Raw genomic sequence first — 13,151 nt, 5'->3', positions numbered from 1 at the left:
TCGATGCGCTCGACGAGCGTCCATGAGGAGAGCCGGCCATGAACTACGACGTGGTGGTGCAGCTGACCTCCGAGGCGCTGATGATGTGCGTGCTGCTGTCGCTGCCGGCGGTGGTGGTGTCGGCGGTGATCGGGCTGCTCGTGTCCTTCTTCCAGGCGATCACGTCGCTGCAGGACTCGAGCATCTCGCAGGGCATCAAGCTGCTGGCGGTGACGGGCGTGGTCGTGGTGACGGCGCCGTGGGCCGGGTCGACGCTGATGAAGTTCAGCGAGAACCTCTTCACGGCGGTGTTCCAGAAATGAAGCTCGACCGCGCGCGCCAGGGTGCCGAGGCCCAGCAGGCGCGGGAAGCGCAGGAGGCCGCGGGCAAGGGGCACGCGCGCGGGAGCGGTTCGTCCGGGTATGCGGGCGGGATGCACAAGGGCAATGCCTACCGGCATGCGCCGCGGGCGCAGGTGCCCGCGCGTCGCAACACGGGACCGGCGCCCAAGCCCCGGCCGCGACCGCCGTCGGGCGGCGTGCAAGGCGCGCATCCCGAGGACGAGCATCCGCAGATGCCGATGGACGATCCGCGGCAGATGGCGGCGGGCGGAGCCGGCGCGAACACGATGCGGCCCGTGCAAGGCACCGGTGGCAAGCAGCAGAAGCCGGACGCGGGAGAACGCCAGGAGAAGGGATCGCTGAGCTCGCCGCCGCGCACGCGCATGCCGCCGCCGCCGCCGGAGGTCCGCGAAGGCGCGGCCTTGCGCCGCAGCGCGTTGCCGGCCGCAGTGATGCTGCGCGCCACGCCGACGCCGGAAGGCAAGCCGCCGGCGGTACTGCTCGATGCGCTGGCGTCGCTGTACTTCAAGGGCGCTGGCGCGGGCATCGCGACCGGTGCGATGCGGCTCGCCGCGATGACGGCGGTGGCTCGTCATCTGCCGGCGGACGCGACGCCGTCGCTGTCGATCGTGAAGGCGGCGGCGGTCGCCTGGTGCGCGGCCAACGGTCCGCCGCCTTCGTCGACCGAGGCCCAGAAGAACGCCAACCTCCTGTTCCCGTTGAACGGCCTGCGCGCCCTCTTCCGCCCGCTCGACGCGCTGCGCGAGGGCGCGGAGGTCCGCAGCAGCCAACTGCAACGCGCGCTGACGCCGCTCCCGTCCGCCGAAGCGTTCCTCAAGAAGGATCTCCCGTCATGAGCGTCGAGCACTACCAGCACCTGATCGTCGGTTTGTGCGAGGCCGTCGGCCTGCCCGATGCGGAGACCGCCATCGCCCGCAACGCGATCGAGGTCGAGGGCTTCGAGGTCCTGCTCGGCTACTACGACAACGACCCCGAGGCGATGTACCTGAACTTCACCTTCGGGAGCGTGACGTCGGGACGGAGTCTCCGCGTGTATCGGCTGATGCTGGAGGCGAATCTGAGTCTCTACGCGCAGGACCAGGCACAGCTGGGGCTAGACGCCGACTCCGGCGTGGTGCTCCTCGTTGTGCGTGTGCCGATGCTCGACGGCGTCGACGGTCCCTACCTGGCCGACACCATCAACCACTACATCGAACACGGCCGCTACTGGCGCGAGAACATCCTGCTGGCGGAAGACGAGATGTTCGAGAGCCTGTCGTTGGGGGAGTACACGTGGATGAGGGCGTGATCCTTCCTCGCATACAAAGAAGCCCGAATCTGACGGGCAAACGATCTTCGGCAAAGTCGCTCGGATTCAATCAAAGGCTCGAAATATATTGCCTCAATTGAGCCAGTTCTTCGGGCACTTCAACCCTTCCTTCTCGCCAAGCCGCCAAGGCCGCTTGTCGCAATGCTCCAGAGTCGGAAAAACCACATAACCGCGCGATTGAGTTGAGGACCTGCTTCCCCTCGCAGCGTGCCCAAAAGTTATCCTGCGTCCTGTTTCGTGCGTAAGCCTTGACGCCGACTCCGAGCAATTCTTGTAACTTCTTTCGGTCTTCGCCGTCCATTCCAGATATTGCGGCGAGTTTGGCTATAGATTCATTTTCCAATGACTCAAAATCACCCCAAGACAACGATTTCGCCCTTTCTTTGGCCTCTTCTTGAATCTCCGGCAGAGATCGAGCATTTGGTGTGGCGTATGCATATTGAAATATCCACGCTCCAGCTCGCTTATCCGCCGCCTCGCGAATTATCGCAATAGGGTCCGCGCCCATTCCGTTTTGTTCCAGGAGCCTTTTCAATGTATTAGGGTGCAAGAAAAAGTTCTCTACTTCAAGAACTCCAAGCACGTGAATATTCGACTTCTCCGAAATCAAGCGCGCATCCGTAGCAGATCTAAAATCGCGATCAACAATACCGCCGATGCGGATTCCAGCTTCTGCCTCCTTTGCTAGCGATCTTGTGTTGCCTACTCGACGGATGACTTCGTTGCAAGACCCACACTCCATGAAGCGGACCTTTTCAGGAGAACCCGCCAGTTGAGAAAGTCGTTCCCGCTCTCCCACGCCTTCTTCCCCCTCAACAAATACGAATCGAAGTTGCGACACCGAAAAAGCTGGTGTTCCTACAGCACGAGAGAGGGCCGACAACACGGGACGGGAGTCCAGACGGGCGATACCGTCTACCTTACGAGCTTCGTCATTCCGCTCAAGGACGAACGTAGCTGTTTGACCCGCCGCTTCGACTGCTTCTAGCGAATGTGTTGCCAACCAAATCTGCCCGCTCTCCACTGTACTCTGAAGATATGAAACCCAAGTTCGAATGAGATCAGCATTCAAATGTAATTCCGGCTCATCGATCAACAGAATTCCATGTCGCAGACCAAATCGATCCATTTGGCCGACGAGAAATGCAATTTCTCTTTCACCACCACTCAAGTTATTGAAACTCAATTGGAGGCCAGTAGTATCAAACAAGAGCGTCTTCTGTTTTGAGTCAACACCACTAAACACCAATTGAGGAAGAACTTTTTGAAGTGAGTTCGCATAGGCTTCGAAATGATCAATGAATCGAGGAGACTCAGCCCCCGACTTCTTCGCTCGCCTCATATCCTGCATCAGTCGAGTGCCAGATTGATTCTCCTGCGCGAGAAAATACTTCAACCATTCATCATACAAAGTTGTCGTGGATCGAAATGATCTGCCTCGCGTATATTCTGAACCGGCCCAATCCGTTTCGTACGCCTGCGCAATTTCATTGATATGAACATTCTTCTTTGGATATGCCCTATCAGCATCCAGAGAAAGAAAATGAACACTTTTAGATGTAGTGAGTTGCTGCACAACCATGTTGGCAAAGTTCACCGGCTGCTCAACTTCCTCACCCCCCGCCGAAACTTGTGTATCGATAGCTCCGTTCTTTCTCACACTGTTGATTGTGAGTGTTCTATCCCACACCTTGTACATTGGATGTTCCGCAAGATCCGCATCGACAGCATCGCTCACCCCAGGCGCCAAGAAAAACTGAAGTGAAAAATCGTGCTCATCAGAAAATGGATCTCCGCGCGGAATATCAATGCCTTGAGACAATCCGAGACGATGTGCGCAAGCAGCAATTAATTCAAGGAGGTGGCTTTTTCCTGTGCCATTCGCACCGACAATACAAACGAGACCAGCTTCGCTATCAAGATTAAGTTGAATATTGCGAAGATGTCGCCAGGATTTAATTGCAATGCTTCTTATCCGCACAATTCGCTCCCATTGATAATTATCTGAGTTCTCAAATTCTCTAGCGACGACCGTCGATTGGCATTAGGAACAACCTGTAGAACGCGATTTGTACAGGACCAGATAAAGGAAGTCTGCGCCCGCATCGGTTCGTTAGGTTGGGCATCGCGACCAAGCATGTGCCTGCTTAACGACATCGGAATGGCAGACGACCGCGGCCGGATCGGTTAGGCCAGCACCTTCGCTTACCTGTCACCCGATACGGACTTCGCTGCACACCCGACTAAGCCAAGCCCGCGTTACTTCTGCGACGCTGAGACTACCCTGCATGAAGCGAATAGGCATAGATCACCATATCGTTGGGGAGCCGCATAAAAGCAGGCGTCATCGCACCGGATGCGACCAAACCTCAGCCCAATTCTTCAAACGTGCGTGAGGCCCTTGCTCCGCTCGACGAGCCATCGATGTGCGAGCAGTTCTGGCTCCATATGCGACGAGGTCTGGAGGAACGTCTCCAGCGACGTCGACATGTCGACGACGTCGTTCGCCGAGCCCGTCTGTAGGTTAGATCCGGTTGCCAGTTCTCCCAACTGCGGCAAGTCGCCTCGCAGTCTGATCCGTCCGGGATCCATTTCGACGCCCTGCCCATAGAAGTCGATTGCGCTCTTAGACCCGCCTGCAGTCGACGCAGCGCATAAGGCAGCTGCTATCTTGAAACGCGACGGTGCAATGAGCCGGAGTTCGATATGCAGCGCGTCGTTCCGACGCGCCGGCTCAATCACAACAGATCCCAGATGTCACGGCCCTCAAACGTTAATCCATAGCCCCCGTTCTCAGGCCAGAACGACACCTCCATCTCTCCATTCGGACCGACCGAATGCTTCATTGCGATGGGGTTATCGCGACCAAGCAGCCGAACTTGCACGGCCTTGCCCGGCGCCAATCGGAACAGATGGCCTTCGGGTTCCAGGAAGAGGTGCATGTCCTCCTGGCCGTCATTCAACAAGTCGAAGACGCAGTCGGGGATCGTTTGGGTGGTCAAAGCGAACGCACGTCATCTGAGGTGCTCGGATTCTCTGGGCGTTCGCGCGCATGCCCACCACGGGTGTTCCCCGGGTGGGCATGTCCAGGAGAAGCGGACGGAATGGTGCTATCGCCGCGGCGCGAGACTTCGCCGCCGCACCCACGCCAGCATGCCAACCCCCGCCAGCATCAACCCATACGTCGCCGGCTCCGGCACGACCGCCAGCGACCACACGCCGCGCGCGCCGTCCAGTTGGCCGCTCGAATTGGTGAAGGTCTCGTAGAAGCCGTACAGGCGGTCCTGCGCGTCGGTGCTCGCCAGCTCCAGGAAGTCATGGCGGCCGGTGGGCAGGATGAAGCGCCGGGAGATGGAGAAGTCCCAATCGGTCGGCAGCGCGAACATGCCGATCGCCCCGATGGACAACGCAGTCTCCGTCACGTTGTGAACGCCGCACTGGAAGCAGTACGGCACGTGCGGATAGAAGATCGTCTCGCTGTAGCGGTAGCCGTTGTCGTTCACGTTCAGGGTCATGGAGAAACGCGACACGTCTTCCAAGGTGTCGCCTGCCTGCAGCAGCCGGGTGAGCGGCATGTAGATGTCCGCGTTCAGCGAGACCTCCATGTACCGGAACTGGTTGGGATCGCCGGGATTCGCGCGGACGCTCTCGACGCGCATCTGGAAGGCATTGCCGACGTAGTGATAGCGGAGTTCTTCCGCGCCGGCAGGCGACGCGCCTATCGACAACACCGTTGCGAGCGCCAGCCCACACAGCAGGCGACAACGGGAAAGGAACGATGACAGTGCGTTCATGACAACTCCCTGTGAGACTTATCGTCGACCGTGTCGGTCGCGGCAGGAAGCCTAAGCGGGAGCCCGCGACGTTTCCAGGCCGTGAAGCCAGGATCAGGGGCGCGTGGTCAAGGCGGGAACGCCAACGCGCGTTCCGGTTCGGACGGGGTCGATGGCGCCGATGCCGATGGCATCGCCGAACCGGCGGACGCCGCGCTGGCGGAGGGCATCGCCGCCGGCGCGGAGGCCGCCTCCGGCGCCGTCTTCGGCCCCGTCTTCGCGACCTCCGCCGCCCTCGCCCACTTCGCCATCTCCGCCGACAGGTTCTGCATCGACAGCGCCGGCCGGACCTGCTCGAAGAACACCGCCACCAGCAGCGACAGCAGCGCGATCGCGACCGCGCCCTTCACCGGTTGCGCCAGGTTGTTGGGCTCGAGCTTCTCCGCCGTCTTCGACAGGATGCCGAAGCCCAGGTCGATCAGCATCAGCACCAGCAGCGCCGGCGCGGCGATCTTGATCATCAGCTCCAGGTAGTGCCCCGTCTGCACGCGGACGAAGTCCTCCAGGATCGTCCCCCACGCCGGCGAGAGACTGCCGATCGGCCACCAGTGGAAGGAGTCGAACAGGATGCCCGTGAGCATCAGCATCCCGCCCAGCAGGTAGAAGCCGCTGATCGCCAGCTGCGACAGCAGGTTGCCCACCGGCGTGCTCTGCTCGCCGCTGAGCGGGTTGGTCTGCTGGACGTTGTTGTAGCCGGCCTGGTTGTCGATCAGCACGCCGACGCCCTCCGCCACCCAGAACACCGTCGACGCGGCGAAGCCCAGCACCACGCCGATCAACGCCTCCTTCGCGATCGTGGCCACCAGCTGGACCATGTCCATGCCGTGCACCAGGCCCGCCGGCTGACCCCAGGCGATGAACAGCGCCAGGCAGATGCACACGCCGTTGCGGATCGGCCCCTGCAGCACCTGGTCCGTCGTCGCCGGCAGCACCAGGAACACGGCATAGACGCGCAACAGGCACACCGCCAGCAGCATCACGCCGTCCTGCAGCGTCGTGCCGAAACCGATCACGCCGGCGAAGGTGTTGAACATCTCGTTCATGCGCCGGCCTCTGCCCTCTCCGCCTTTGCCGCCCTCGCCGCGGCTTCGGTCGCGCGCCGCTGTGCGACGCGGCGCGCGACCGCGGCCTCCTCGCTCTCTTCGTCCTGGGTGTCCTCGGCCTCCTGGTCGATCTCGACGAGGCGCTTGCGGCGGCGCTCCTCGAGCTGCTCGATCTGTTGTTCCGCGCGCTGCAGGACCTGCTTCGCGGCCTGCACCCGGGCCTCGGCCTGTGCCACCTGCGTCGCGGCGGTCCGCACGCCCTCCTCGGCCTGCCGGACAAGTTCGCGCAAGCCGTCGCGCACGTAGGACAGCGTCACCGCGTCCTGCGGGACGAAGGATTCAGACGTCGCCAGCGCCTCGATCTGCGCGGCACACGCCCCTTCATCGGCGACGCAGCCCTCGTGACGCGCCTGCGCCGCCTGATGCGCGGCCACTGCGGCGTCGCGCTGCGCGGACTCGGCCCTGACCTGCAGCTCCAACGGTTCGAGCCGGCGGCGCTTGGCCCACAGCAGCAGTTTCAGCGAGCGCAGATCATTCATCAGCCATTCACCAACGCCTGCAGCTCGGCCACCGTCTGCTCGATCGGCCGCAGGTCCGAGGTCGCCTGGTTCAGGAACTCGCGGATCGCACCGTGCTTGCGCACCGCTTCATCGGCGAAGGCGTCGTTGCCGGGCTTGTACTCGCCCATCTGGATGAGCAGCTCCATCTCGTCGTACTTGGCCATCAGCTTGCGCAGCCCGCCGTTGGCGGCCTGGTGGTCCTTGGGCACGATCTGCGACATCACCCGGCTCAGGCTGCCCAGCACGTCGATGGCCGGGTACTGGTTGCGCGCCGCGATCTTGCGCGACAGGATCAGGTGGCCGTCCAGGATCCCGCGCACCTCTTCGGCGATCGGGTCGCTGCCGCTGTCGTCCTCGGCCAGCACCGTGTAGAGCGCGGTGATCGAGCCCTTCGCGCCCATGCCGGTCCGTTCCAGCAGACGCGGGATCTCCGCGAACACCGATGGCGGATAACCGCGCCGCGCGGGCGACTCGCCCGCCGCGAGGCCGATCTCGCGCTGCGCCCGCGCGAAGCGGGTCAGCGAGTCCATCATCAGCAGCACCCGCAGCCCGCGGTCGCGGAAGTACTCGGCGATCGCCGTCGCGACGTGCGCCGCCTTGGCGCGCTCGATCGAGGAGCGGTCCGAGGTCGCGCACACCACCACCGAGCGCGCCATGCCTTCCTTGCCCATGATGATCTCGATGAACTCGCGCACCTCGCGGCCGCGTTCCCCGATCAGCGCGATGACGCTGATGTCGCACTGCGTGCCGCGCGCGAGCATGCCCATCAAGGTGCTCTTGCCGACGCCCGCCGGCGCGAAGATGCCCATCCGCTGGCCTTCGCCGAGCGTGATCATCCCGTCGATGATCTTCACGCCGGTCGGCAGCGGATGCTCGATCATCTCCCGGTCCATCGGGCTGGGCGGCATCGCGAAGACCGGCCGCCGCTCCTCGCAGACGATCGCCGGTCCGCCGTCCACCGGTTGCCCGAGGCTGTCGACCACGCGCCCCAGCAGCTCGTCGCCGACGGCGATGCTCTGGATCTCGCCGAGGCCGACGACCTGCGTCTGACCCGCCGCGACGCCGAGGATCGAGCCGAACGGCGACAGGATGGTCTGGCCGTTGGAGAAGCCGATGACCTCCGCCACCTGCAGCAGCCCGCCGTTGGCGTCGAGCAGGTGGCACATCTCGCCGAGCTTGGCCGACAGGCCGCTCGCGCGCACCAGCGTGCCGATCACCTCGACGACCTTGCCCGTGCGGTTCAGCGTCTCGGCGCCGGCGAGCTCAAGCTCCATCCAGCGGCCGAGTTCGTCCAGGTTCATCGGGGCGAGGCGGTCAGGCGCGTTCATCTCGATATCAACTCTCGGCGACCGCGCGCTTGACGGCACGCGACATCGCCGCGCGCAGCGCGTCGAGCTGCGTCGTCAGGCTGGCGTCGACCACGCCCATGTCCGACTCGAAGAGGCAGCTGCCCGCCGGCAGTGCGGGATCGACGACCACCTCGACGGACAGCCCGGCCGACTGCAGTTCCGGCACGGCGGCGATGCCGTCGCGCGCGGCGTCGAAGTCGGCGTGGCTGACTTTCAGCGTCAGCGCCGTCGCCGAGCGCGACAGCGCCTGCACGCTGCGCAGCGCGCGCTGGTACAGCGCGGCGCGACCCTCGGTCTGCACGATGCGCTCGACGGCGCTGGTGACGACCTCGGCCATGCGTTCATGCAAGCCGCGCACGGCGTCGGCCTGGTCGACCGCGCGGCCGGCCTGGCGCTCGTGCCAGGCGATCGCGGCCTGGCGTTCGCCTTCGGCATGGCCTGCCTCGCAGGCGGCATCGATCTGGGCCTGTGCGTCGTGCAGCAGCGCCTCGGCGCGCGACTGCGCCTCGGACACGATGCGCTCCGCCTCCGCCTGCGCCTGTGCGATCAGCGCGTCGGCACGCGCGGTCGCGGCCTGCCGGACCTCGTCGTCGTGCCGCAGCAGCGTGACCTCGGCGGCGCGCAGGATGCCGTGCGGCGCTCCGGCGGCGGCAGCGTCGTCCGCGTGCGTCGATGTCTTCCACCAGATCAGCATGGCCACTCCACGTCGGCTTCCGCGAGGGCCGCGATCGACACGGCCACGTTCCGTTCCGCCGCGACCGGCGTGGCGGCGAGCACCTCGTCCACGGCCGCGCGCGGCAGCGACCAGCGCACCAGCTGCCGCACCGGGCCATCGTCCTGGGACAGCGCGGCAGACCAATCCGAGAAACCGACGCACGCCCATTGCACCGGCGACCATGCGGCCTGCTCCGCTTCCACCGGTCGGCCGCGCGCGCTCATGGCCGCCAGCGGCGCGAAGTGATCCCCGAGCGCGCGTTGCAGCGGCGCCCGCGCCGCACGATCGATGCAGCAGCGCAGGACACCCGGGCGGCGTGCCAACGCGAGCGTGCACAGCCGTTGCAGCAACTCGCCGCGCGGCAGCAGACCGAGCCGCGGCAGCGCATCGGCAAAGCGGCCCAGCGCGGGCAGTCCACCTTCAGGCGCCATGCGATCACGCCACAGCCGCGGCCACAGCGCGGCGGCGTTCTCCGGCGGCAACGCGTCCAGGAAACCCCAGGGACCGAGCAGCTCGTCCTGCCAGCTCGCATCGAGGTCATCGACCAGACCGCGCAACTTGCCGTCGAAACTGACGGCCCAGGCCGCGAGCTGCTCGGGCGCGGCCGTGCTCATGCGCCGGCTTCGGCTGCGGGCACCGCGGCACCGGCATCCGGCGCCAGTCGACGCGCCAGTCCCTGCGGCAGCAGCCCCGGTTTCTTCCAGGCGATCACGCCGATCGCGCCGCCGATGAGCAGCAGCGCCGCCAGCAGGCCGCCGGCGACCCACGCCCAGGTGGCATCGGCCACGGCGTGTCGCGGCGAGGTCGGCAGCATCGCGCCCGGCACCAGCGTCACCGTCACGTTCTCGTAGGTCAGACCCTCGACGCTGCGCGCGACCATGCTCTTGATCGACGGCGCCAGCTGCGGCACGTCGATCTCGGGCCGGTACTTGACGAACACCGACGCGCTCGACGGCTTCACCGTCGTGGCCATCGGGTCGTTGTTGGGCAGCACGATGTGCACCTTGGCCACGATCACGCCGTCGATCTTGGACAGCGTGCTGGAGAGCTCCTGCGACACGCCGTGGATGAATCGCACCCGCTCCTCCGTCGGCGTGGAGATCAGCCCTTCCTTCTTGAACATGTCGCCCAGCGACACGTACTTGTCCGACGGCAGGCCGTTGGCGCGCAGGATGTCCAGCGCGTTCACCACCTCCTGCTCGTCGACGGCGACGTTCCAGGTCTTGCCCGCGTCGCCGCTCTTCTTCTCCGCCTCCACGCCGCGCTGCAGCAGCGCGGCGACCATGTCGTTGGCCTCCGCCTCGGTGCGCTTGGTGTAGAGATCGGTCTTGCATCCGGCCAGCAGCGTGATCAGCAGGATCAGCGCCAGCATGTAGACCACCGGCCAGGTGGGCTTGGAGCGGTCGAAGCCGGCGGCGGAGTCCACGGGATGGGCGCTCATGTCACTGGTTCTTCATCAGCGTCTGCAGGCCGTTCTTGCTACTCTGCGCGACCGACGTGCAGGCGGAGAACTGCAGGCCCTGCGTGGCGACCTGCAGGTTCAGCTCCATCGAGCGCGCGGTCAGCTCCTGCAGGTTCATGTTGGGGGCATCGGCGACGTAGCGCTGCATGTCCGCGGTGACCTGGCGCGACGCGTCGTCCAGCGTGTGCAGCGTCTTGGTCATCGTCGAGTCCGCGTGCCCGGCCGGATTCGCATGCGCCGCCGACGGATCGGGCTGCGGCTCGCGCGCCATCAGCTGCTCGAACTTCTGCGTCTGCGCCTGCAGGTCCGGCGTCGGCGTCGCGGCCTGCCGGATCATCTCGTGCGCGGAAATGGCCTGGATGGGATCGGTCATGGTTGTTCCTCAGGCCCGCATGTAGGCCATCTGCGAGAGATCGATCGTCAACGCGGGCGGTGTCGCGGGTGCAGACTCGCCGTCATCGCTGCCGGACTCCGCGGCCGCTTCGTCCGGATTCAGCAGCGAGCGCACCATGTCCAGCGCCTCGGCGTTGGTGGAGGTGTGCAGCACGTCCTCCGCGGTGGCGCGCCAGCCTGCGTCGCCGGTGGCGAACTGGCAGTAGGCGAGGAAGGCCTTCGCCGTCGACCATTCGGGCGCGGTGGCGTCGAGGTTGCGCAGCGTGCGCATCGCGTCGGCCCAGTGGCCGCGCTTCATCGCGATCCAGGCTTCGAAGAAGTCCAGCTGCGACACCTTGGGACGCAGCAGGCGCACGGCGCCCAGCAGGGTCTCGGCGTCGTCCAGCAGCTCGCGGTCCACCGCCAGGCTCACCAGGCCGACCAGGCCGGAGACGAAATCTTTGCGTTGCAACGAGGAATCGATCATGTCTGCTCCATCACACGTGCCAGGCACGGCGGGCTTGGGGAAATGGCCGCGTTGAAAGGAAACTTGAAAGGCCCCGGGCGAACCGCCCGAGGCCCGGGCTCATCAGCCGCGCGAAAGCGTCTTTTCGAGATCGCTCTTGCTGTACTTGTTGTCGCCCTGCTGGTTGAACTTGCCGTCAGACGTTTGCTGCGCGACGTCCGTGCCCTTGTTGAGCGCGGTGTCGTTCACGAACTTCTGGGCGGCCTGTTGCAGCTCGAACGACGGCAGGATGCCGTTGGGCATCTGCTTGCCCTGGGCGACGTCCTTCATCGTGTCCAGATCGAAGGTCTTGCCGTCCTTGGACAGCGCGTCGAAGTTGTTCTTCAACGTCGAGATCGTCGAGTGCTGGTCGGCGTTCAGACCCTGCTTCTGGATGGACGCGGTCAGATCGCCGATGCCGATCTTGTCGTCGCCGCCCTTGTTCTTCAGGGCGAGGCCCATCTTGCCGAGCGCGTTGTCGCGGTCCGCCGTGTCCAGCTGACCCATCTTCTTCTCGCCGGCTTCGCTGCGCAGGAACTTCGCGGCTTGCTGGAATTCAGGCGTGAAGTCCTGGGGACGCATGCCCTTGGGGCAGATGCCGTTGGCAGCGTCGTCCAGTTCCTTGCCGCTGATCATCTTCATGCCGGAGTCCGACATGGCCTTGAACAGCGCGCGTTCCGCACGATTGCCATCCATCGGACCGGTCTCGCCCTGCGGGCTGATCGATCCGCCCAGCGGCAAGGCACCGCCCGCGCCGCCGGCACCGGCGCCGACCAGCGAGCCCGCCGCGCCCAACGCGCTGCTCAGCCCGCCGATGGCCTGGCTCAGGCCGCCCAGCAGCTGATTGGCACCGCCCAGGCCGCCGCCCAGTCCACCCGCGGCCTGGCCGAGGCCGCCCGCCGCCTGACCGAGACCGCCCAGGGCCTGGTTCAGGCCGTTGAGGCCCTGCGACAGGCCGCCCAGCGCGCCCAGCGCGGCGCCCAGCGGGTTGGCCGCGCCGCCGCCCTGGCCGCCCAGGGCGTTCAGCCCTTGCGTCAGGCCGCCCAGCGCCTGGCCGATGCCGCCGAGGCTCTGGCCGATGCCGCCCAGCGCCTGGCCCAGTCCGCCCAGCGGCGAATTCGCCAGCTGGCCCATCTGGCCGATGGCCTGACCGATGGCCTGACCCGCGCCGCTCATCGCGGCCTGGATCGGGTTCTGCATCAGCTGTTCCAGCGGACGCAGCAGCTGGGTCAGGCCTTGCAGACCTTGTTGAAGTCCTTGCAGCGCCTGCTGGATGCCGGCCAAGGGGCTCTGTGCCCCTTGCAGCATGTTCAGCGGCGACTGCATCAGTTGTTGAATGCTCATGTAATTCGCTCCGACAGAGGTTGGATGCGGTGACGCGTCGTGCGCGCAGCGCGGGTCACACCAGTCCCTTGACGCTGTCGCCGCCGGCCTTGAACTTCTTGCCCAGCGCTTCCGACATGGCGGCCTGCTGGCTCATGCGGCCCATCTCCAGGTTGTTGGCGACGGTCTGCTTGCTTTGAGCCTTGAGCTCGTCCATGAACATCTGCGACGACGCGGAGGCCTCGGCCGACTGGGCCTGAGCCATCGGCGCTCCCGGAAGGGATAGGGACATGGGGTTCTCCTTGCGGGGCACGGAGCGGCGGGGGGGGGGGGGGGGGG

16 protein-coding genes are annotated in these 13,151 nt (G+C 65.2%); 3 read left to right on the top strand and 13 right to left on the bottom strand.

The window, feature by feature from the left end:
- Window positions 1–38: 38 nt before the first annotated feature.
- Genes sctS through AC07OZ_RS03555 form a run of 3 tightly spaced genes read left to right on the top strand, consistent with a single transcriptional unit; the run spans window position 39 to window position 1,629 of the window.
- Window positions 39–302, top strand: a complete 264-nt coding sequence (gene sctS / locus AC07OZ_RS03565) for a type III secretion system export apparatus subunit SctS (protein WP_495465774.1) — start codon at window positions 39–41, stop codon at window positions 300–302.
- On the top strand, window positions 299–1,177 hold the full coding sequence (locus AC07OZ_RS03560; RefSeq protein WP_495465773.1) for a hypothetical protein: 879 nt from the start codon (window positions 299–301) through the stop codon (window positions 1,175–1,177). Before sctS ends, AC07OZ_RS03560 begins: the two co-directional genes overlap by 4 nt.
- Window positions 1,174–1,629, top strand: a complete 456-nt coding sequence (locus AC07OZ_RS03555) for a CesT family type III secretion system chaperone (RefSeq protein ID WP_495465772.1) — start codon at window positions 1,174–1,176, stop codon at window positions 1,627–1,629. Before AC07OZ_RS03560 ends, AC07OZ_RS03555 begins: the two co-directional genes overlap by 4 nt.
- A gap of 70 nt (window positions 1,630–1,699) precedes the next feature.
- Here the strand turns inward: AC07OZ_RS03555 and AC07OZ_RS03550 are convergent, their stop codons facing one another.
- The 13 genes from AC07OZ_RS03550 to AC07OZ_RS03490 all read right to left on the bottom strand — a co-directional run bounded on the left by AC07OZ_RS03550 (window position 1,700) and on the right by AC07OZ_RS03490 (window position 13,104).
- A complete protein-coding gene (locus tag AC07OZ_RS03550) occupies window positions 1,700–3,631 on the bottom strand; it encodes an AAA family ATPase (protein ID WP_495465771.1) in 1,932 nt (643 codons plus the stop codon).
- Between the two features lie 757 nt (window positions 3,632–4,388).
- On the bottom strand, window positions 4,389–4,652 hold the full coding sequence (locus AC07OZ_RS03545; protein WP_495465770.1) for a hypothetical protein: 264 nt from the start codon (window positions 4,650–4,652) through the stop codon (window positions 4,389–4,391).
- Window positions 4,653–4,760: 108 nt separating this feature from the next.
- The gene (locus AC07OZ_RS03540) at window positions 4,761–5,444 is read right to left on the bottom strand and encodes a PEP-CTERM sorting domain-containing protein (RefSeq protein ID WP_495465769.1); all 684 of its coding nucleotides are present in this window, start codon (window positions 5,442–5,444) and stop codon (window positions 4,761–4,763) included.
- 107 nt (window positions 5,445–5,551) lie between these two features.
- The gene (sctT, locus tag AC07OZ_RS03535; protein WP_495465768.1) at window positions 5,552–6,526 is read right to left on the bottom strand and encodes a type III secretion system export apparatus subunit SctT; all 975 of its coding nucleotides are present in this window, start codon (window positions 6,524–6,526) and stop codon (window positions 5,552–5,554) included.
- Complete coding sequence (locus tag AC07OZ_RS03530) at window positions 6,523–7,065, bottom strand: hypothetical protein (protein ID WP_495465767.1); 543 nt, start codon at window positions 7,063–7,065, stop codon at window positions 6,523–6,525. Before AC07OZ_RS03530 ends, sctT begins: the two co-directional genes overlap by 4 nt.
- Window positions 7,065–8,414, bottom strand: a complete 1,350-nt coding sequence (sctN, locus tag AC07OZ_RS03525; protein WP_495465766.1) for a type III secretion system ATPase SctN — start codon at window positions 8,412–8,414, stop codon at window positions 7,065–7,067. Before sctN ends, AC07OZ_RS03530 begins: the two co-directional genes overlap by 1 nt.
- A gap of 7 nt (window positions 8,415–8,421) precedes the next feature.
- A complete protein-coding gene (sctL, locus tag AC07OZ_RS03520) occupies window positions 8,422–9,129 on the bottom strand; it encodes a type III secretion system stator protein SctL (protein WP_495465765.1) in 708 nt (235 codons plus the stop codon).
- Window positions 9,123–9,764, bottom strand: a complete 642-nt coding sequence (locus tag AC07OZ_RS03515) for a type III secretion protein HrpB4 (RefSeq protein ID WP_495465764.1) — start codon at window positions 9,762–9,764, stop codon at window positions 9,123–9,125. The genes sctL and AC07OZ_RS03515 overlap by 7 nt, the downstream gene beginning before the upstream one ends.
- Window positions 9,761–10,591, bottom strand: a complete 831-nt coding sequence (gene sctJ, locus AC07OZ_RS03510; protein ID WP_495465763.1) for a type III secretion system inner membrane ring lipoprotein SctJ — start codon at window positions 10,589–10,591, stop codon at window positions 9,761–9,763. Before sctJ ends, AC07OZ_RS03515 begins: the two co-directional genes overlap by 4 nt.
- Window position 10,592: 1 nt before the next feature.
- Complete coding sequence (locus AC07OZ_RS03505) at window positions 10,593–10,985, bottom strand: hypothetical protein (RefSeq protein WP_495465762.1); 393 nt, start codon at window positions 10,983–10,985, stop codon at window positions 10,593–10,595.
- 9 nt (window positions 10,986–10,994) lie between these two features.
- Complete coding sequence (locus AC07OZ_RS03500; RefSeq protein WP_495465761.1) at window positions 10,995–11,456, bottom strand: HrpB1 family type III secretion system apparatus protein; 462 nt, start codon at window positions 11,454–11,456, stop codon at window positions 10,995–10,997.
- A 117-nt stretch (window positions 11,457–11,573) separates the two neighbouring features.
- A complete protein-coding gene (locus tag AC07OZ_RS03495) occupies window positions 11,574–12,833 on the bottom strand; it encodes a hypothetical protein (protein WP_495465760.1) in 1,260 nt (419 codons plus the stop codon).
- Between the two features lie 55 nt (window positions 12,834–12,888).
- Window positions 12,889–13,104, bottom strand: a complete 216-nt coding sequence (locus tag AC07OZ_RS03490; protein ID WP_495465759.1) for a hypothetical protein — start codon at window positions 13,102–13,104, stop codon at window positions 12,889–12,891.
- Between the last annotated feature and the right edge of the window lie 47 nt (window positions 13,105–13,151).

This window comes from Roseateles sp. GW821-FHT09G03, assembly GCF_059416045.1.
The sequence above is the reverse complement of the archived record's forward strand: the minus strand, read 5'-3'. Positions and strand labels throughout refer to the sequence as shown.